At 64.8% G+C, this 16,497-nt stretch carries 19 protein-coding genes; 11 read left to right on the top strand and 8 right to left on the bottom strand.

Annotated elements, in window-relative coordinates:
• Positions 1-364: 364 nt before the first annotated feature.
• Positions 365-2,653: an NADP-dependent malic enzyme gene (locus AC1ZQA_RS15245; protein WP_482677683.1), complete on the bottom strand. Its 2,289-nt coding sequence runs from the start codon at positions 2,651-2,653 to the stop codon at positions 365-367.
• 133 nt (positions 2,654-2,786) lie between these two features.
• Between AC1ZQA_RS15245 and thiL the strand changes: the two genes are divergently transcribed.
• Genes thiL through AC1ZQA_RS15260 form a run of 3 tightly spaced genes read left to right on the top strand, consistent with a single transcriptional unit; the run spans position 2,787 to position 4,801 of the window.
• Positions 2,787-3,758, top strand: coding sequence for a thiamine-phosphate kinase (thiL, locus tag AC1ZQA_RS15250; protein ID WP_482677684.1), 972 nt, complete (start codon positions 2,787-2,789; stop codon positions 3,756-3,758).
• A gap of 4 nt (positions 3,759-3,762) precedes the next feature.
• Positions 3,763-4,284: a phosphatidylglycerophosphatase A family protein gene (locus tag AC1ZQA_RS15255; RefSeq protein WP_482677685.1), complete on the top strand. Its 522-nt coding sequence runs from the start codon at positions 3,763-3,765 to the stop codon at positions 4,282-4,284.
• 4 nt (positions 4,285-4,288) lie between these two features.
• Positions 4,289-4,801 (top strand): CinA family protein, encoded by a 513-nt coding sequence (locus AC1ZQA_RS15260; protein ID WP_482677686.1) that lies wholly within the window; start codon positions 4,289-4,291, stop codon positions 4,799-4,801.
• 25 nt (positions 4,802-4,826) lie between these two features.
• Here the strand turns inward: AC1ZQA_RS15260 and AC1ZQA_RS15265 are convergent, their stop codons facing one another.
• Positions 4,827-5,447 (bottom strand): glutathione S-transferase N-terminal domain-containing protein, encoded by a 621-nt coding sequence (locus tag AC1ZQA_RS15265; protein ID WP_482677687.1) that lies wholly within the window; start codon positions 5,445-5,447, stop codon positions 4,827-4,829.
• 111 nt (positions 5,448-5,558) lie between these two features.
• Here AC1ZQA_RS15265 and purB point away from each other — a divergent pair, with 111 nt between their 5' ends.
• Positions 5,559-6,962: an adenylosuccinate lyase gene (gene purB, locus AC1ZQA_RS15270; protein ID WP_482677688.1), complete on the top strand. Its 1,404-nt coding sequence runs from the start codon at positions 5,559-5,561 to the stop codon at positions 6,960-6,962.
• Positions 6,963-6,985: 23 nt separating this feature from the next.
• Here purB and AC1ZQA_RS15275 read toward each other — a convergent pair whose 3' ends face one another.
• Complete coding sequence (locus AC1ZQA_RS15275) at positions 6,986-7,936, bottom strand: IS110 family RNA-guided transposase (RefSeq protein WP_482679349.1); 951 nt, start codon at positions 7,934-7,936, stop codon at positions 6,986-6,988.
• 247 nt (positions 7,937-8,183) lie between these two features.
• Between AC1ZQA_RS15275 and AC1ZQA_RS15280 the strand changes: the two genes are divergently transcribed.
• Positions 8,184-8,546 carry a phage holin family protein gene (locus AC1ZQA_RS15280; RefSeq protein WP_482677689.1) on the top strand — a complete coding sequence of 121 codons (363 nt, stop codon included), beginning with the start codon at positions 8,184-8,186 and terminating at the stop codon, positions 8,544-8,546.
• A 68-nt stretch (positions 8,547-8,614) separates the two neighbouring features.
• Here AC1ZQA_RS15280 and htpX read toward each other — a convergent pair whose 3' ends face one another.
• On the bottom strand, positions 8,615-9,484 hold the full coding sequence (gene htpX / locus AC1ZQA_RS15285; protein ID WP_482677690.1) for a zinc metalloprotease HtpX: 870 nt from the start codon (positions 9,482-9,484) through the stop codon (positions 8,615-8,617).
• Between the two features lie 550 nt (positions 9,485-10,034).
• Between htpX and AC1ZQA_RS15290 the strand changes: the two genes are divergently transcribed.
• The 5 genes from AC1ZQA_RS15290 to AC1ZQA_RS15310 all read left to right on the top strand — a co-directional run bounded on the left by AC1ZQA_RS15290 (position 10,035) and on the right by AC1ZQA_RS15310 (position 11,963).
• Positions 10,035-10,289, top strand: coding sequence for a type II toxin-antitoxin system Phd/YefM family antitoxin (locus tag AC1ZQA_RS15290; protein WP_482677691.1), 255 nt, complete (start codon positions 10,035-10,037; stop codon positions 10,287-10,289).
• Positions 10,286-10,714, top strand: a complete 429-nt coding sequence (locus AC1ZQA_RS15295) for a PIN domain-containing protein (protein ID WP_482679350.1) — start codon at positions 10,286-10,288, stop codon at positions 10,712-10,714. The genes AC1ZQA_RS15290 and AC1ZQA_RS15295 overlap by 4 nt, the downstream gene beginning before the upstream one ends.
• 114 nt (positions 10,715-10,828) lie before the next feature.
• Entirely contained in the window at positions 10,829-11,056 is a 228-nt protein-coding gene (locus AC1ZQA_RS15300; RefSeq protein WP_482677692.1) for a hypothetical protein, read from the top strand.
• A gap of 122 nt (positions 11,057-11,178) precedes the next feature.
• The gene (locus tag AC1ZQA_RS15305) at positions 11,179-11,496 is read left to right on the top strand and encodes a type II toxin-antitoxin system PrlF family antitoxin (protein ID WP_482677693.1); all 318 of its coding nucleotides are present in this window, start codon (positions 11,179-11,181) and stop codon (positions 11,494-11,496) included.
• Positions 11,496-11,963, top strand: a complete 468-nt coding sequence (locus tag AC1ZQA_RS15310; RefSeq protein ID WP_482677694.1) for a type II toxin-antitoxin system YhaV family toxin — start codon at positions 11,496-11,498, stop codon at positions 11,961-11,963. Before AC1ZQA_RS15305 ends, AC1ZQA_RS15310 begins: the two co-directional genes overlap by 1 nt.
• A gap of 88 nt (positions 11,964-12,051) precedes the next feature.
• On the opposite strand, the gene AC1ZQA_RS15315 is transcribed toward AC1ZQA_RS15310, so the two are convergent.
• From AC1ZQA_RS15315 to AC1ZQA_RS15330, 4 genes are all read right to left on the bottom strand, one after another.
• Positions 12,052-12,216 carry a YrrC family ATP-dependent DNA helicase gene (locus AC1ZQA_RS15315; protein WP_482677695.1) on the bottom strand — a complete coding sequence of 55 codons (165 nt, stop codon included), beginning with the start codon at positions 12,214-12,216 and terminating at the stop codon, positions 12,052-12,054.
• A complete protein-coding gene (locus tag AC1ZQA_RS15320) occupies positions 12,213-13,325 on the bottom strand; it encodes a J domain-containing protein (protein ID WP_482677696.1) in 1,113 nt (370 codons plus the stop codon). The genes AC1ZQA_RS15315 and AC1ZQA_RS15320 overlap by 4 nt, the downstream gene beginning before the upstream one ends.
• Positions 13,326-13,443: 118 nt before the next feature.
• Positions 13,444-13,713, bottom strand: coding sequence for a DUF4113 domain-containing protein (locus AC1ZQA_RS15325; protein ID WP_482677697.1), 270 nt, complete (start codon positions 13,711-13,713; stop codon positions 13,444-13,446).
• A complete protein-coding gene (locus tag AC1ZQA_RS15330) occupies positions 13,710-15,839 on the bottom strand; it encodes an AAA family ATPase (protein ID WP_482677698.1) in 2,130 nt (709 codons plus the stop codon). The genes AC1ZQA_RS15325 and AC1ZQA_RS15330 overlap by 4 nt, the downstream gene beginning before the upstream one ends.
• Positions 15,840-15,973: 134 nt before the next feature.
• On the opposite strand from AC1ZQA_RS15330, the gene AC1ZQA_RS15335 reads away from it, so the two are divergent.
• Positions 15,974-16,201, top strand: a complete 228-nt coding sequence (locus AC1ZQA_RS15335; RefSeq protein WP_482677699.1) for a DNA translocase FtsK — start codon at positions 15,974-15,976, stop codon at positions 16,199-16,201.
• Positions 16,202-16,497 lie beyond the last annotated feature (296 nt).

A 16,497-nucleotide genomic window follows, 5' to 3' on the forward strand; every position in this document is an offset into this window, starting at 1 on the left:
GGTCAGGAGCAGGGAGCGCAGCGTGGAACGAATGCACCGGCGATTCATGCTGCAGCGCGCATTGATGCGCGGTTAGAGGCAGTTGGACGCAAAAGCGTAAAAATAGGAGCAAATGCTTGGCGAGAGTCAGAACAGGCACTCGCCGCAAGCCCATATCAGTAAAGACCCGATCGTAGCGAAATCGCCACGAAAATACAAGGATTCGCCCATTTTTTAGGCAGGTTTTACGGTCTGCCGTCAGGCCCGTGAACAGCGCAGGGCCGCCTGGGACGGACTGAGAGCGCCCCAGGGCGGCTCGCCGAACCGCCCCCCCGTGGGGGTCAAGGAAACTTGGGGCGGCCCGGCGTTTGCTTGAAAGAGTGCCTCAGAGATTCGCCTCGGCCACGGTGAGCGCGGTCATGTTGACAATGCGGCGCACCGTGCTCGACGCGGTGAGAATGTGCACCGGCTTGGCCGCACCGAGCAGGATCGGGCCGATGGCGATGTTGTTGCCCGCGGTGGCCTTGAGCAGGTTGTAGGAAATGTTGGCCGCGTCGAGATCGGGAAACACCAACAGATTGGCCTCGCCGCTGAGGGTGGAGTCGGCCATCAGACTGGCGCGCAAGGCTGGATCGACTGCAGTGTCGCCCTGCATTTCCCCATCGACTTCCAGATCGGGCTCGCGCGCGCGCAGCACGGCAAGGGCTTCCCGCATTTTCACCGCGCTGGGTGCGGTCGACGACCCGAAGTTGGAATGCGACAGCAGCGCCACCTTGGGGCTGATGCCGAAGCGCCGCAGCTCCCGTGCGGCCATGCTGGTGATTTCGGCAATTTCAGCGGCGCTGGGGTCGAAGTTGACATGGGTGTCGACCAGGGCCACCTGCCGCCCGGGAAGCACCAGCACATTCATCGCCGCATAGACATTGGCGCCGGGGCGGCGGCCGATGACCTGATCGATGTAGTGCAGGTGAATATGGGTATGACCCCAGGTGCCGCACAGCATGCCGTCGGCCTCGCCCTTGTGCAGCATCATCGAGCTGATGAGGGTGAGGCGGCGGCGCATTTCGATCTTGGCCATCGCCGGGGTCACCCCCTTGCGGCCCGCGAGCTGGTGGTAGCTCTGCCAGAAATCACGGTAGCGCTCGTCGTGATCGGTATTGACCACGTCGTAATCGCGCCCCTGTTCCAGGCGCAGCCCGAAGCGGTCGATGCGCTGCGCGATGATCGCGGGCCGCCCCACCAGGATGGGCCGTGCCAGATGCTCGTCGACCACCACGCGCACCGCGCGCAGCACGCGCTCGTCCTCGCCCTCGGCATAGACGATGCGTTTTTTCGCCGCCTTCTTGGCGATGGAAAACATGGGCCGCATCAGCGCGCCGGACTGATAGACGAATTGCTGCAGGCTGTCGCGGTAGGCGTCCATGTCGGCAATCGGTCGGCGCGCCACGCCGCATTTCGCCGCGGCCTCGGCCACCGCCGGAGCGATCTTGATCATCAGCCGCGGATCGAAGGGCTTGGGAATGAGGTAATCGGGGCCAAAGCGCAGCGGCTCGCCCACATAGGTGGCGGCCACCACGTCGCTCTGCTCGGCCTGCGCCAGTTCGGCAATGGCGTGCACCGCGGCCACCTCCATCTCGGCGGTGATGGTGGTGGCGCCGCAGTCGAGCGCGCCGCGGAAAATGTACGGAAAGCACAGCACGTTGTTGACCTGGTTCGGATAGTCCGAACGCCCAGTGGCGATGATGGCATCGGGCCGCACCGCGCGGGCTTCTTCCGGCAGGATCTCCGGCGTGGGGTTGGCCAATGCCAGGATGATGGGCCGCTCGGCCATGCGCTGCGTGTATTCGGGCTTGAGCACGCCACCGGCGGACAGGCCGAGGAACACGTCGGCGCCGTCGATGATCTCGGCCAGGGTGCGCGCCGGGGTGTCCTGCGCGAAGCGGCGCTTGTCCTCGTCCATCAGCTCGGCGCGACCGGTGTGAACCACCCCGGCCAGATCGCTGACCCAGATGTTTTTGCGCGGCAGCCCCAGATCGACCAGCAGGCTCAGACAGGCCAGCGCCGCAGCCCCCGCGCCCGAACAGACCAGCTTGACCTGGGCGATATCCTTGCCCACCACCTTCAGGCCATTGAGAATGGCCGCGCCGACGATGATCGCGGTGCCATGCTGGTCGTCATGGAACACCGGGATGTTCATGCGGGTGCGCAGCTTGCGCTCCACCTCGAAGCACTCCGGCGCCTTGATGTCTTCGAGGTTGATGCCGCCGAACGTGGGCTCCAGCGCGGCAATGATCTCCACCAGCTTGGCCGGGTCTTTTTCGTTGACCTCGATGTCGAAGACGTCGATGCCGGCGAACTTCTTGAACAGCACCGCCTTGCCTTCCATCACCGGCTTGGCCGCCAGCGGGCCGATGTCGCCCAGACCGAGCACCGCGGTGCCGTTGGAAATCACCGCCACCAGATTGCCGCGCGCGGTGTAGCGAAAGACGTCATCCGGGCGGGCGTGGATTTCCTCGCAGGCGGACGCCACGCCGGGGGAGTAGGCCAGCGCCAGGTCGCGCTGGTTGGACAGTTGCTTGGTGGCGACCACGGCGAGCTTGCCGGGCCGGGGAAATTCGTGATATTCGAGGGCGGCCTGGCGCAGCTTGGCCTTGGGATCTTCGGGGCTGGACATGTCTGTCTCCGCATCGCGCAGCCGTTGTGAACGTTTCGCATCTTGTCGCTGCGCAAGCGAGCGATTCTAGGAGCCTGTCCGCGCGCCATTGTGCGAACATGCAGCGAACACGCTCTGCTTCCTCCAGCCTTCCATGACCGCTTCGCTCGGCGAATTCGACCTCATCGCCCGTTTTTTCACCCGACCCGTGCGCCGCGCCGCGCTGGGCGTGGGCGATGACTGCGCGCTGCTGCCCGCACCCGCTGCGGGCGAGCAGCTGGCCGTCTCCAGCGACATGCTGGTCGAGGGCCGGCATTTCCTCACCGATGCCGACCCCGAGGCGCTGGGACACAAGGCACTGGCGGTCAACCTGTCCGACCTGGCCGCGGTCGGCGCGCAGCCGCTGGCCTTCACCCTGGCGCTGGCACTGCCGCAGGCCGATACCGCCTGGCTGGAGGCCTTCGCCCGCGGGCTGTTCGCGCTGGCGGACGCGCACGCCATCGAGCTGGTCGGCGGCGACACCACGCGCGGGCCGCGCAATCTGTGCATCACCGTGCTCGGCACCGTGCCGCAAGGACAGGCGCTGCTGCGCAGCGGTGCACGGCCCGGCGACGATCTGTGGGTCTCTGGCACCGTGGGCGATGCGCGGCTGGCGCTCGGGCATCGCCTGGGCGAATGGGCGCTGTCCCCGGCGGATCAGACCGAGACCTTCGCCCGCATGGACCGGCCTGCGCCGCGTGTCGCGCTGGGTCTGGCGCTGCGTGGCGTGGCGCACGCGGCCATCGATGTATCCGACGGCCTGCTGGCCGATCTCGGCCACATTCTGCGGCGCAGCGGCGTGGGAGCCACGGTCGATGCCGACGCCTGCCCGGCGACTGCGGCGCTGCGTACGCAGCCGCTGCAGCGCCGCCGCCTGTGCCAGCTCGCCGGTGGCGACGACTACGAGCTTCTGTTCACTGCCGCGCCCGCTGCACGCGACGCGGTGCAGGCCGCGGCAGCGCAAGCCGCCACCGCGGTCACCCGCATCGGCCGCATCGCGTCTCAGCCCGGTCTGCGACTGATCGACGCCCACGGCCAGGTGTTGGACAATGCCTTTGCAGGCTTCGACCATTTCCGCAGCGCCTGACCCCATGACCGCCGCACCCCCACTCTCCACACCGCAACCTCGCGCCAGCTGGCGCTTCATGTGGCGCAACCCGCTGCATGTGCTCGCGCTGGGCTTTGGCAGCGGCCTGTCGCCCATCGCACCCGGGACGGCCGGCACCCTGTTCGCCTGGGCCAGCTACGCCCTGCTGTCTCTGTGGCTGTCCCCGCTGGCGTGGGCCGTCGTCATTGGCGTCGGCGCCCTCCTCGGTGTCTGGGCCTGTGGCCACACCTCGCGCGCCCTCGGCCTCGAAGACGCCTCGCCCGTGGTGTGGGACGAAATCATCGCGTTCTGGCTCATCCTGCTGCTGGTCACCCCCTCAGGCTGGGCCGAACAACTGGCCGCCTTCCTGCTGTTTCGTGCGTTCGACGCGGGCAAATGGCTGGCGGTGGGCTGGGCCGATCGCCATGTGAAAGGCGGCTTCGGCATCATGCTCGACGACCTGATCGCCGCCGCCTTCACCCTGCTGGTGATGGCGCTGGGCATCCGGCTCTACGCCCTGTTCTGAATTCATGCAGCCCCCCGATTTCGACACGCTTTGCAGGCAGGCCGCCGCGCTCGGCGCGGTCCTGCGTCAGCGCGGCTGGCGGCTGGTCACCGCCGAATCCTGCACCGGCGGTCTGGTCTCTGCGGCTGTGACCAGCGTCGCCGGATCGAGCGACTGGTTCGACCGCGGCATGGTGACCTACAGCAACACCGCGAAAACCGATCTGCTGGGCGTGGACGCCACCCTGTTTGCGCAAGTGGGCGCGGTCAGCCCCGAGGTGGCGAACGCCATGGCGCTGGGCGCGTTGCAGCATGCACAAGCCAACCTTGCGGTTGCAGTGACCGGAATTGCCGGGCCGGGCGGCGGCACGCCGGACAAGCCGGTGGGCACGGTGTGGTTTGGCTTGGCCTGGCGCGATGGCGATACGGCGCACAGCCAGGCCCGTCACAGGCTGTTCGAGGGGGACCGCGCCGCGGTGCGGCTGCAGGCCGCGGCATTTGCCCTGCGCTGGGCGCAGGATGCGGCGCAAGCCGCATGAAGACAACCCTGACGGCCTTTTTGTTTCAGCTCTGCGGCGGAACCGTATCGTGAAACGACGGGCGCTGCATCAGCTTGTCGTACAGCTTGGCGAGGTTGGGATACTGCTGCTGCCAACCCAGTTCGGGAAAGCGAAACACCACATAGCCCAGCGCAGCCCCCACGGCAATGTCGGCCAGGCTCAAGTGGTTGCCGCAGCAAAACGGCTTGTCGCCCAGGCCGTGCGACATGGCCTTGATGCCCGACTCCACCTTGCTCATCTGCCGCGCAATCCACGCCGGGCAGCGCTGCGCCTCGGTGCGGCCGGGCCAGGTCTGTTCCAGCCGCGCGGTGGCTGCGGCGTCCATCACGCCATCGGCCAGGGCTTCCCAGGTGCGCACTTCGGCGCGCTCGCGACCACCGGCCGGGATGAGCTTGCCCACGGGGGTGAGGGTGTCGAGATATTCGACGATCACGCGGGAATCGAAAATCGCCTCGCCATCGTCGAGCACCAGGCAGGGCACCTTGCCCAGCGGGTTGGAGCGCATGATCTGCGTCGAATCCGCCCAGACGTTTTCCTCTTCCCACTTGGCGTCGATTTTTTTCTCGGCCAGCGTGATGCGCACCTTGCGCACGTAAGGACTGGTCAGGGAGCCGATGAGTTTCATGTTGTGGAGCAGCAATAGAAAGGCAATTCAGTATATCAACCGGCCTTGATGGGAGGCTGGGCCATGCCTGCCCCGCACAGACCGGCGTCTCCCACTTCCTACAATGCAGACATGAGCACAAATCCTTCTCCGCAATCCGCGCCGCTGTCCACTCTGGACGCGCTTTCGCCCCTGGATGGGCGCTACTGCACCAAGGTCGACAGCCTGCGCGCCCATCTGTCCGAAGCCGCCCTGATGCGCAGCCGCGTGCAGGTCGAGGTGGCCTGGTTCATCGGCCTGTCCGACCTGGGACTGCCGGAATTCCCCCCGCTGCCTGCTGCGGCACGCGCCGCGCTGCAGGCGCTGGTGGAGGGCTTCGGCAGCCCGCAGGCTGCGGAAATCAAGGCGATCGAGCGCACCACCAACCACGATGTCAAGGCGGTTGAATACTGGCTCAAGGCACAGACCGCGAATCTGCCCGGTGTAAAAGAGCATGCGGAGTTTTTCCATTTCGCCTGCACTTCAGAGGACATCAACAACACGGCACATGGGCTGATGCTCAGCGGCGCCCGGCGCGAGGCGCTGCTGCCCCTGTTGCAGCGCGTGCTGCGCCGTCTGCGCGACCTCACGGCAGAACTGGCCGAGCAGCCGATGCTGTCGCGCACCCACGGCCAGACCGCCAGTCCGACCACACTGGGCAAGGAGTTCGCCAATGTCGCGCACCGCCTGCAGCGCGCCATCGCCGCAATCGAGGCAGTGCAGCTCACCGCCAAGATGAACGGCGCGGTGGGCAACTACAACGCGCATCTGGCCGCCTATCCCGAGGTCGACTGGGAGGCGTTCTCGCGCCGAGTGGTCGAATCGCTCGGGCTGCAATTCAACCCCTACACCATCCAGATCGAGCCGCACGACGCGATGGCCGAGCTGTTCGACGCCGTGGCCCGCACCAACACCATCCTGATCGACCTCAGCCGCGACATCTGGGGCTACATTTCCTGGGGCTATTTCCGGCAAAAGACCAAGGCAGGCGAGATCGGCTCGTCGACCATGCCGCACAAGGTCAACCCGATCGACTTCGAGAACGCCGAGGGCAATCTGGGCATCGCCAACGCCTTGCTGCGGCACCTGAGCGACAAGCTGCCGATCTCGCGGTTCCAGCGCGACCTCACCGATTCCACCGTGCTGCGCAACATGGGCGTGGCGCTCGGTCACAGCGTGCTGGCCTGGGACGCACTGTTGCGCGGTCTGGACAAGCTGCTGGTCAACCCCGAACGCCTGGCCGAAGATCTCGACGCCGCGTGGGAAGTGCTGGCCGAGCCGGTGCAGACCGTGATGCGCCGCCACGGACTGCCCAACCCCTACGAGCAGCTCAAGGAGCTCACCCGCGGCAAGGCCATCACCGAGGAATCGATGCGCGCGTTCATCGCCGGGCTGAACCTGCCCGAGGCCGACCGGCAACGCCTGCTGGCGCTGACCCCGTCAAACTACACCGGTCTGGCGGCAGCGCTGGCAAAACGCCTGGTCGCGGATGGCTGACCTTTGAGTAACCGTGTTGAAAGTCAAGCGGTGAGAGGGTGATGTTGAGCGTTCAGGTGGTTCCGGGCGATGGCATTGAGGTGGGTGATCAGCTTGCGCATGCAGGCGATCAAGGCCACCTTCTTGAGTTTGCCCGCGGCCAACAGGCGCTCGTAAAAGGCGCGGATGGCAGGGTTGCATCGTGTTGCGGTGAGCGTGGCCATGTACAGGGCGCGCCGCACCTCGAAGCGCCCGCCGATGATGCGCCTTCGGCCCCGGCTGGAGCCCGAATCGTTGGCGTAAGGGGCCACGCCGACCAGCGCGCAGATCTGGCGGCGGTTGAGCCGCCCCAGTTCCGGAAGCTCGGCAATCAGCGTGGCAGCGGCGATGCGACCGATGCCCGCCACGCTTTGCAGCAGCTTGGCCATTGCGGCGTGGTGCTGCTCGACATGGCTGAGCATCTGGGCATCGACGTCGTCGAGCTGGCGAGCAATGACCTCGAGCAAGGCCTCGATGCTCGGGTGGGCAACCGGGCGCGCCAAGCGCAGGCGCTGGCGTTCGGACAACTGCATGGCCACGAGCTGGCGCCTGCGGGTCACCAGGGCGGCGAGATCCTGCTGCTCGGGCTCACTGAGCGGGCACACGAAGCGCTCGCAGTCAGGACGCTGGGCCAGCACGGCCGCGAACTCGGCCAGGGTCGCCGCGTCGATGCGGTCGGTCTTGGCCAGGCGCTGCATCGCGCGGGCGAAGTCACGCGCCATGCGCGGATTGATGACCGCCACGCGCAGTCCCGCCGCCTGCAGCGCGCACGCCAGCGCCGCCTCGTAGCCGCCAGTGGCTTCCATGAGTACCAGCGCGGGTTGCAGCTTGACCAAGGCGTCGGCCAGCGCACAATGCCCCTCGGCATCGTTGGGGACATGGGCCAACTCAACTGGCAAAGCCGCTCCCAAGCACGCCACATCGACGTGCGCACTGGCAACGTCGATCCCCACCATCACGGATGATCCAGACATGGTCTTCATCTCCCTTCCTTGTGCATGCGAGCAGGCCAAACGCCGCTCGGCTAACCGTTCGGGCACCAGAAAGACCAGCACGGGGTCCGTGCGCAATCGACTCAAAAACGAGCTGGCGAGCACGCTCGTCGACTCGAGGAGGCTACAGGCTGCACGGTCCGGTCTGGTCACCTCAGCGATGATTGGACTGTACCGCGCTGGTCTGGTTTGAACATACAAGAAGCCCATCATGCTCAAACTCCTGCTGAAGTGGCTGCTGTCCGCCTGTGCCCTGCTGGCCGTGGCCTACCTGTACAGCGGCGTCCAGGTGTCGGGATTTGCTGCCGCGATGTGGGCGGCGCTGTTCATCGGCCTGCTCAATGCGCTGGTGCGGCCCATCCTGTTCATCCTCACCCTGCCGATCACCATTCTCACCCTCGGGCTGTTTTTCTTTGTGCTCAACGCCGCAATGTTCTACGCCGCGTCGGGCGTGATCGATGGCTTTGCAGTGCGCAGCTTTGGCGCGGCGCTGCTTGGCTCCATTCTGTACAGCATTGCCGGGGTCATCATCGACAGCGCGCTCGAGGGCCTGCAACTGGGGCGTCGGAGGTAGAACGCTTCAGAAAAAACGGCCCGGCAACGCAATCTGCCGGGCCGTTTTTTTGCGAGACGCCGTGACGGTCAGCCCTGCCAGGCGTTGACGTTGCCCTGCTGCGCCATCTGCATCAGCCGGGCAACCCGCTCCTCGGTGGCAGGGTGGGTGCTGAACAGCTTGGCAATCCCTCCGCCGTGCAGTGGGTTGAGGATCATCATTTGCGCGGTGGCGGGGTGCGCCTCCGCGGCAGCGAAGGGCACGCCGCGCGCGTAGGCCTCGATCTTTTGCAGGGCAGCGGCCAGCGCGGCCGGGTCGCCCGAAATCTCGGCACCGCCACGGTCGGCCTCGAACTCGCGGGCGCGGGAAATGGCCATCTGGATCAGACTGGCCGCCAGCGGAGCAAGAAGCGCCACGGCGATGCTGGCCACGGGATTCGCCGGTCGTCCCTCGGAATCACGGCCGCCGAAGAACATGGCGAAGTTCGCCAGCGCGGAAATGGCACCCGCCATGGTGGCGGAGATGGTGGAAATGAGAATGTCGCGGTGCTTCACATGCGCCAGTTCATGCGCCATCACCCCGCGCAGCTCGCGGGCACTGAGCACGCGCAGAATGCCGGTTGTCGCAGCCACCGCGGCGTGTTCCGGGTTGCGGCCGGTGGCAAAGGCGTTGGGCGCGTCTTCCTGGATGAGATAGACCCGCGGCATCGGCAGGCCAGCGCGCTGCGCGAGTTCCTGCACCATGGCGTAGAACTGCGGCGCGCTGCTTGCGTCGACCTCCTGCGCGTTGTACATCTTCAGCACCATCCTGTCGCTGAACCAGTAGCTGAAGAAATTCATGCCCAGGGCGAACAAGAGCGCCAGCACCATGCCCTTCTGGCCGCCCAGCATGGAGCCGATCACCATGAACAGCGCGGTGATCGCGGCCATCAGGATGGCGGTTTTGATGAGATTGAACATGTGTCACTCCGATACGTTTGGATACAGCAGCGCTGTAGATTGTGCAGGCAATCGAAAGTTCAAGCCAGCTCAAGGATTAAGGCAACACTGAATAAGGCGCTGATTTCAGCGCACTGGTGACATGCGGAGAATGTGGTTCCACATGATGGGATTGACGTGGCGAATTGAGGCGATTTCGAGCCGTTTTGTGGCTATTTTGGCCCCTCAGGATTTGAACCAACGACATTCGGGTTATGAGACCCCTTCCCCCAACTGGCAACAAACGGTGCAAAGCGATGTAAACACATGGTTTATATTGACTTTTTGAGTCATAAGGCGGTCGAACATGGGGGCGCTACGCCATGGAATGTCTGAAGACGCCGAGTCATGCCGGTCTGTTTTTTAATTTTGCATTTTCCATTTTTTGACATTCATGCCACGCGGCCCCACCCAAATCTTTCGGGCGCAGGACCGGCGTACGTCCGGCAGACTCCTCCAACGACACTGCCTGCGCTCTTCCGCGCGCGGAAGATGTAGTAACCTCCATACATTGTTTGAGCGAGGTGTCCCCGTGACCATCACTACCCTCTCCAGCCGCGAATTCAACCAACGAGCCAGCGAGGCCAAAAAGGCCGCGAATGACGGGCTCGTGTTCATCACCGACCGGGGGCGTCCGTCGCATGTCCTGATGAGTATGGAGCAATATCGGCGCCTGACCGCAAGTCAGAGGAAGATCGCCGATCTGCTGGCGATGCCGGATGTTGCGGATGTCGAACTCGAGACGCCGCACCCGCGTGAGCTGGCACGTCCTGCAGATCTTTCCTGATGTTCGTTCTCGATACCAATGTCGTTTCGGAGTTGCGCAAGGTTCGCCTGAGCCGCGGGGATGCGTATGTGGCGCAATGGGCCGATCGCGTGGATGCGACGGATCTGTATCTATCGGCCATCACGGTGCAGGAGCTGGAAATGGGCGTTTTGCTGGTCGAGCGCCGCGATGGGTCTCAGGGCGCCTTGCTTCGGGCTTGGTTCCAGACGCAGGTGTTGCCCGCTTTCGCTGGGCGCATTCTGTCCGTGGACGCGGCAGTCTCGCTGCGCAGTGCCGCGCTTCATGTACCGGACCCACGCCCTTTCCGGGATAGCTTGATCGCTGCCACCGCAATGGTTCACGGGATGACTCTGGTGACGCGGAATGTCTCGGACTTCCAGGGGTGCGGGGTGGCGGTGCTCAATCCTTGGGAGCCGCAAGGGTGAGGCCGTCCGCGCTTCCATCGGCAGCGTTCCTGACCTCGTGTTCGGCGCGTTGTCAACGCAAAAACAGCAGTTGTTGTCGCTCTTGAAGGACGCCCGTCGCGGGCAAGCTGAACCATGACCGTTGAATCGCTCCCCGTTTTCACTCGACCCGCTCGCCAGCGTTGGAACGCCATTCCTGCCGACATTCGCCAGCGGCTGCTGTCCAACGTCTGGTGCGGGCAGTGCCATCGCGGAACAACGATCACCCATTTCAGCGGCACGATCAAGGGTGGCAATCTGCTGCTGGTGGGTCAGTGCGCCGCATGCCAGGGCGACGTCGCACGCGTGATTGAACCAGCGTAACGGGGTCTGGCAACAAACCTTGCAGCCAACGCAGCGCACGCTGCCGCCCAGAAGCTTGCATTGACTATGCAAGGATTTTTCCTTACATTTTGGTTATTCTAGTTGCCCTCCGGAGTACTGCCATGCCCGAAATCCACGCAGTCGCAACCCTGACTTCCAAGGGTCAGCTGACCGTCCCCAAGTCCATTCGACAAGCGTTGGGTGTTGGCACGGGCAGCAAGGTGGCGTTCGACCTGCGTGGCGGCGAAGTCGTCGTGACCCGCGCAGAGGCCGAACAAGAGGACCCGGCCATCAGCGCCTTCCTGGGGCTGCTGGAAGCGGACATTCGAGCCGGGCGACGCATCCAGTCCTTACCGGAGGATTTGGCACAAGCATTGCTGGCACAAGTGGGCCACGCAGTGAACATCGATGAGGACATCGACGGCGACGTGGCGCTCTGATGCAACGTCATGGATGGACGCTCTTGTTTCACGAGGGCGTCATTGAGCAGTTGCGCAGACTCCAGGCCGCCGCTGAGCGGGCCGAACGCAACGACCCACTCGGCTTTGCGCAAAACGCCAACGTCAAACTGTTCAGGGCATTGAGCCAGTTGATCCTGGACGGGGTGCCGAGCGATCCCTCGCGCGACGAATTCCGGCAGGGCAATACTTTGGGACCAGCCTTCCGGCACTGGCGGCGCGCGAAGATCGGACGCCGGTTCAGGCTGTTCTTCCGCTACGACTCCCATGGCCGGATGATCGTGTTTGCCTGGGTCAACGACGCGCAGACCTTGCGCTCGGCGGGCAGCAAGTCTGATCCGTACACGGTGTTCGAGAGGATGCTTGGGCGTGGTAATCCACCGGACGATTGGGCCGCGCTCTTGACCGAGAGCCAAACTGACTGGCGCAAAACGGACGATCCGGCCTGAAGGATTCAGTTCGACCAGGCCAAGCCCTCCGAGATTGATCCGCGATAGATGGGCCATGGCCATGCTTGCACCGGCAAACGTCCAGACCTCAGATACGGCTGATGCGGGCAGCCGACCCCACCACAGTGGCCATTTCGCGCTGCCCCCGCACTTTCATGCGCAACACAGCAAACCCCGTCTGCTCGCTGTGCAAGATCACGCGCTCGACCGAGCCCGACAGGCGCACAGGCTGGTCAGTGGCGGTAGCGGTCATCGGCGGCGGCGGCGTGGGCGAGGCGCAAACTCCTGAGCCAGCAGTTCGTCAAACGCGGCCAGTGCCTGATCCCAGGCCTCTTCGGCCAAGGCTTGGTTGGCCCGGTCCTGCTCCCGCAGCCACGATTGCATGAAGCGAATGTCCGTCTTGCGCGACAGCACCGTCTTGAGCTCCTGCTCCACATGGTTCAGCGCATCGAGTTCCTGCGCAACCAAGGTATCGATCGTGCGAGGGTCGAGCCTTCGCGCGGTGGCTGCAACAGGAAGGGTCGAGCGGAAACCGTCCTCGATCGAATCGATTTCCTCTTCCAAGTCGGCAAGCTGCGCTTTGAGCGCCTGGACATAGTCCTTGATCTGCGCATCGCCCAGGCAGGAGAGTTGGGTGGTGTCGACCAAGTCAATTTCGAGCTGCAACCCCAGCAAGGCCAGGAGGTCGCCGCTCTGGTGCGCGGCGTTGGCGCGCTGGAGCAAGGCAGTCTTGCGGGCACGCTCTTGAGGATCGGGCTCGCGGTCGGGGTGCAGGGCGCTGGCGAGTTTGCGGTAGATGGCGCGCAGGGTCGGGGCGTGATCCCGGGGCGGTCTCGAGACATCGGCCGGGGGCTGCTGCTGAAATCCGGCGCTGTCATCGAACGCGCCGTCGAAGGAATCCGGGTCGCTGGCATCCGGTGCCTGCGCGTCGGCTGCGTCGAACGCGTCAAAGCCAAACAGGTCATCCATCGCGCCGGAGCGTTCCTCGCGTCTGGGCGTGCGCTGCCGGTTCAGAATCGCCTCGATCTCGGCGTCGGGCTGCATGTCCAGGCAGGCCAGGCCGAGCGCTTCGATCAGGTTGCGCAGGCGCTTGCGGTCGGTCTTGTTGTACCGGGGATCGTCTTGCAGGGCATCCAGGGCCAGCACGAGGTCCTTGCGGTGCGCATTGAGGCGGCGCATCTTGGGGTCGATGTGCGCTGCCTGGGCCTGAGCGGCGCGCTGCATCGCCTCGTGCCATTGCTGCAGCCGGGACCTTGCGCGTTGGATCTTGCCGACCAGGGTGTTGAAGGTCTTGTGCTGTTTGCCCAGCGGCTTGTCGGCGGCAGGCGGCTGTAGGGTGATGGCGGGGAGGGAGCGGGGCACGATGGGCAGGGGCTGGAGGGCGGGTGCGGGCGATGCGGGGCGTCCCGCGACTGGGATGGGGCGTATTTTGCTCCAGTGGCGCGCACTTCCTGAACGGGAGACTGCTGAATGCCACCGTTCATCGCAAGGCGACCTGCCTCCCGCCCCCCACCACCGCCAACTCCTCCCAGCACGTCGTGTACCTTGGAGACAATCGTGCGCGTTTCATGCGCCAGGCACCCGCTGTGGCAGACGCCCCGGTGGCCAGTGGTCTGACCTCAGGGACCAATCCGGTTTGACTCAAGCCAACTGGCTTCCTCGAGTGCGGGTGCGTGTTGCGCAGATGCTGCATCACCCTAACGACCAGCCCATCCTGGCGGCGCTGGCCGCGCCTTGACCTCCTGCTCATGACGCCTTGCGCTCGACCAGGCGGACAAACCCCGCTGGCTGCCCCAGCCCCGGCCGCAGTGCGCAGTCCTGCCGCAGGGCCACCAGCCACGCCTTGGCGTCTGGTAGCGGAGCGAATCGCGCTCTGCGCGCCACCGCAGCAAAGTCTCCCGGAGTGACCCTGCCTGCCAGAAGATCGACCTCGGGTTGGAGCGTTTCATCAGGGTCGGGCAGCCCGGCGGCTGCGCAATGCCGCTGCAGCAACGCCCAGGCCTGCGCGGCCGACAGCGGTCGCAGCTGAATCTTGAGATCGAAACGCCGCAGCGCGGCACCATCCAGGCCCTCCAGGAAGTTGGTGGTCGCCAGCAACAGGCCATCGAAGGATTCCAACTGGGTCAGGAGCTCGTTGACCAGGGTGACCTCCCAGCCGTTGTGGGCCTTGCCCCGTTCCTGGAGGAAGCTGTCCACCTCATCGATCAGCAGCACACTGCGCGTGGTCTGCGCCTGTCGAAACGCCGCCGCCACGTTCTGCTCGGACTCTCCGACCCACTTGGACAAAAGGTCAGACGCCCGCTTGACCAGCAGGGGTTGATCCAGCCGCTCAGCGAGATGGCGGGCAAAGGCGGTCTTGCCGGTGCCAGGGGCACCGTGCAGCAGGACCCGCGCACTGCGATGGGCCCGCACGCCAGCAATCAGTCCGTCCAGATCGGTGTCGGCGTTCAGAAACGCCAGGTCATAGGTGTCGGGTGCCACATCCAGTCCTCCCACGCGCAGCGATGGGTGCCCCTGCGCACGCAGTGTGTTGTCCACCAGGCTGACAAAGGTGTCCTGCGCGGCATCAATGCCCAGATCGTCTGCCAAGACCCGCGTCACGCTGGCTGCGCGGGTGAGCAGTGCCGGCGCGAGCTGCTCGCAGTCGGCCAGGCGCTGGCGGGCACGGGCATCGATCAGCCCGTCGGCGTGCTGGTCGATCAGTCGCTCGCGCACCCCACGTGGCGGGATCGGCAGTTCCAGCACCCAGTCGAACCGGCGGACGAAGGCAGGGTCTAGCCCCCTGACATCGTTGGTCAGCCAGAAGGTCGGGATGGTGTTGCTCTCCAGGGTCTTGATGATCGCGCCCTTGTGCTGGCCGTGGCTGGACCGACCGCCAAACAGGCGAACGAGCGGGCTATCGCCGGAATCGAACACATCGTCCACTTCGTCGAACAGCATCAGCGCACGGCGTTGTTGCAGAAACTGCTGCGCCGCGCGGTACGCGTTGAGCCGGTCCATGCCCCGGATCGGATCGTCATCGGCATCGACCGTGTTGACCTCGTAGAGTTCGGCGCCGATGGACGCAGCCAGCGCCTTGGTCAGTGCGGTCTTGCCAGTACCAGGTGGCCCATAGAGGAGCACGTTCACGCCGGTGCGGCCCTGCGCTTCCGCACGCTGGAGGTAGGCGCGCAGACGGCTGACATGCGGCTCGAGGTGGGCATAGTCAGCCAGGGTCAACTCGGGCGGCTCGGCAGGCGTGATGCGGTTGCGCAGCAGACTCAGCAGATCCACATCGGGCAGCAGCAGACCGGCGGTGAACTCGCGCGACAGCAGAGTGAAGATATTGGTGAGATCGCGCGCGCCATCGCGGTCCAGGCGCAGCAGGCCGCACTGAGCAAGGCGACCCTTGGACGACAAGGCAGACTGCACCACGGGCAGCGGCAGTTGCAACACGGCGGCGGTGCGGATCTGTGCCTGATGCACATCGACAGGGCCAAACAGATCGGTCACGGCCTCGAGAAGACTGGTCTGTCTCAGACAGACGACGAAGGCGAGGACCTGCTGCTCGGCGGCATGCAATCCGACCAGATCGCCCAGGCGCTGGATGTTGTTGGCCAGAACCGGGTCGAGGGCGTCCCGGTCGCTAGCCTGTTCCGCAGCCTTCCACTTGTCATACAGCAAGGCCTTGACGGCGTTGGTGCGGGACTGGGCCGTCAAGGCGCCCAGCGGATGGAGGTCGATTCCCAGGGCGCAGAGAATCTGCTCCTCCCTGCCACATCGCTCGATCAGGGCGCCGACTTCGCCGAGTGGCGAGAGCACGCGCAGCATCCATAGGCGAAGGGCTGGGGCCAAGGTTTGCTCGAAGACGGTAAAGGTTTGGGCTGGTGCGGGCATGAGACATCCTCCAGAGGGCATTGTGGATCGACGCTGCGACAGCTCGTGTCGCAAGACGGCGCGACACTGGCCCCGCTGGAGATCACAGGCTTTTGGCCTGCGGTCACGCTGCGTTGCTCAGGATGGAGGAAGACATGCACACGACGACCGATTCGACGGAATCGGAGGAGGCTCTGTATCAGGCGGCCAAGGCCTTGGTGCTGCAACAGCGCGAGGCCAGCGTGTCGCTGGTACAGCGGCACCTGCGGCTGGGCTACGCGCGGGCGTGCGCCCTGTTTGAGCGTATGCAGGCGGAGGGGGTGGTGGTGAGGATGGAGGGGGAGGACAAAAGGTGGGCGATCAATGGGAGACACTGCCCTTGACCGCCGACGAACTGTGAAGCAGCGACCTCGACCGGTTACAGGTATTCGTGGTGTTTGTGTGGGCTGCTGCTGCAAGTCCCAGACATCGCATCGTGTGATTTATGGCCACAATACATGCACGTGTAATCTCCACCATGCCGGGCTATGTATTGGTGCGCTCGGAATGGACTCGCGTTGCAGGATCCGCCCATCGCACTACTGGAAGTATGGCCACAGAATTTACAGAGATAGCCCGTAGGATTTTGTTCGATATAAATGTGTGATCTTGATGGCGAATGCGAGCAAGAGCCCGCCAT

Source organism: Thiomonas sp. DCM-2 (assembly GCF_056820905.1).

What these genes read in the sequence shown, in the direction of transcription:
- AC1ZQA_RS15260 (WP_482677686.1), top strand. Translation starts at nt 4,289, where the DNA reads ATGCAGCCCCCCGATTTCGACACGCTTTGCAGGCAGGCCGCCGCGCTC.
- htpX (WP_482677690.1), bottom strand. Translation starts at nt 9,484, where the DNA reads ATGTTCAATCTCATCAAAACCGCCATCCTGATGGCCGCGATCACCGCG.
- thiL (WP_482677684.1), top strand. Translation starts at nt 2,787, where the DNA reads ATGACCGCTTCGCTCGGCGAATTCGACCTCATCGCCCGTTTTTTCACC.
- AC1ZQA_RS15330 (WP_482677698.1), bottom strand. Translation starts at nt 15,839, where the DNA reads ATGCCCGCACCAGCCCAAACCTTTACCGTCTTCGAGCAAACCTTGGCC.
- AC1ZQA_RS15335 (WP_482677699.1), top strand. Translation starts at nt 15,974, where the DNA reads ATGCACACGACGACCGATTCGACGGAATCGGAGGAGGCTCTGTATCAG.
- purB (WP_482677688.1), top strand. Translation starts at nt 5,559, where the DNA reads ATGAGCACAAATCCTTCTCCGCAATCCGCGCCGCTGTCCACTCTGGAC.
- AC1ZQA_RS15300 (WP_482677692.1), top strand. Translation starts at nt 10,829, where the DNA reads ATGACCGTTGAATCGCTCCCCGTTTTCACTCGACCCGCTCGCCAGCGT.
- AC1ZQA_RS15325 (WP_482677697.1), bottom strand. Translation starts at nt 13,713, where the DNA reads ATGAGCAGGAGGTCAAGGCGCGGCCAGCGCCGCCAGGATGGGCTGGTC.
- AC1ZQA_RS15265 (WP_482677687.1), bottom strand. Translation starts at nt 5,447, where the DNA reads ATGAAACTCATCGGCTCCCTGACCAGTCCTTACGTGCGCAAGGTGCGC.
- AC1ZQA_RS15245 (WP_482677683.1), bottom strand. Translation starts at nt 2,653, where the DNA reads ATGTCCAGCCCCGAAGATCCCAAGGCCAAGCTGCGCCAGGCCGCCCTC.
- AC1ZQA_RS15275 (WP_482679349.1), bottom strand. Translation starts at nt 7,936, where the DNA reads ATGGTGGGGATCGACGTTGCCAGTGCGCACGTCGATGTGGCGTGCTTG.
- AC1ZQA_RS15255 (WP_482677685.1), top strand. Translation starts at nt 3,763, where the DNA reads ATGACCGCCGCACCCCCACTCTCCACACCGCAACCTCGCGCCAGCTGG.
- AC1ZQA_RS15310 (WP_482677694.1), top strand. Translation starts at nt 11,496, where the DNA reads ATGCAACGTCATGGATGGACGCTCTTGTTTCACGAGGGCGTCATTGAG.
- AC1ZQA_RS15315 (WP_482677695.1), bottom strand. Translation starts at nt 12,216, where the DNA reads ATGACCGCTACCGCCACTGACCAGCCTGTGCGCCTGTCGGGCTCGGTC.
- AC1ZQA_RS15280 (WP_482677689.1), top strand. Translation starts at nt 8,184, where the DNA reads ATGCTCAAACTCCTGCTGAAGTGGCTGCTGTCCGCCTGTGCCCTGCTG.
- AC1ZQA_RS15305 (WP_482677693.1), top strand. Translation starts at nt 11,179, where the DNA reads ATGCCCGAAATCCACGCAGTCGCAACCCTGACTTCCAAGGGTCAGCTG.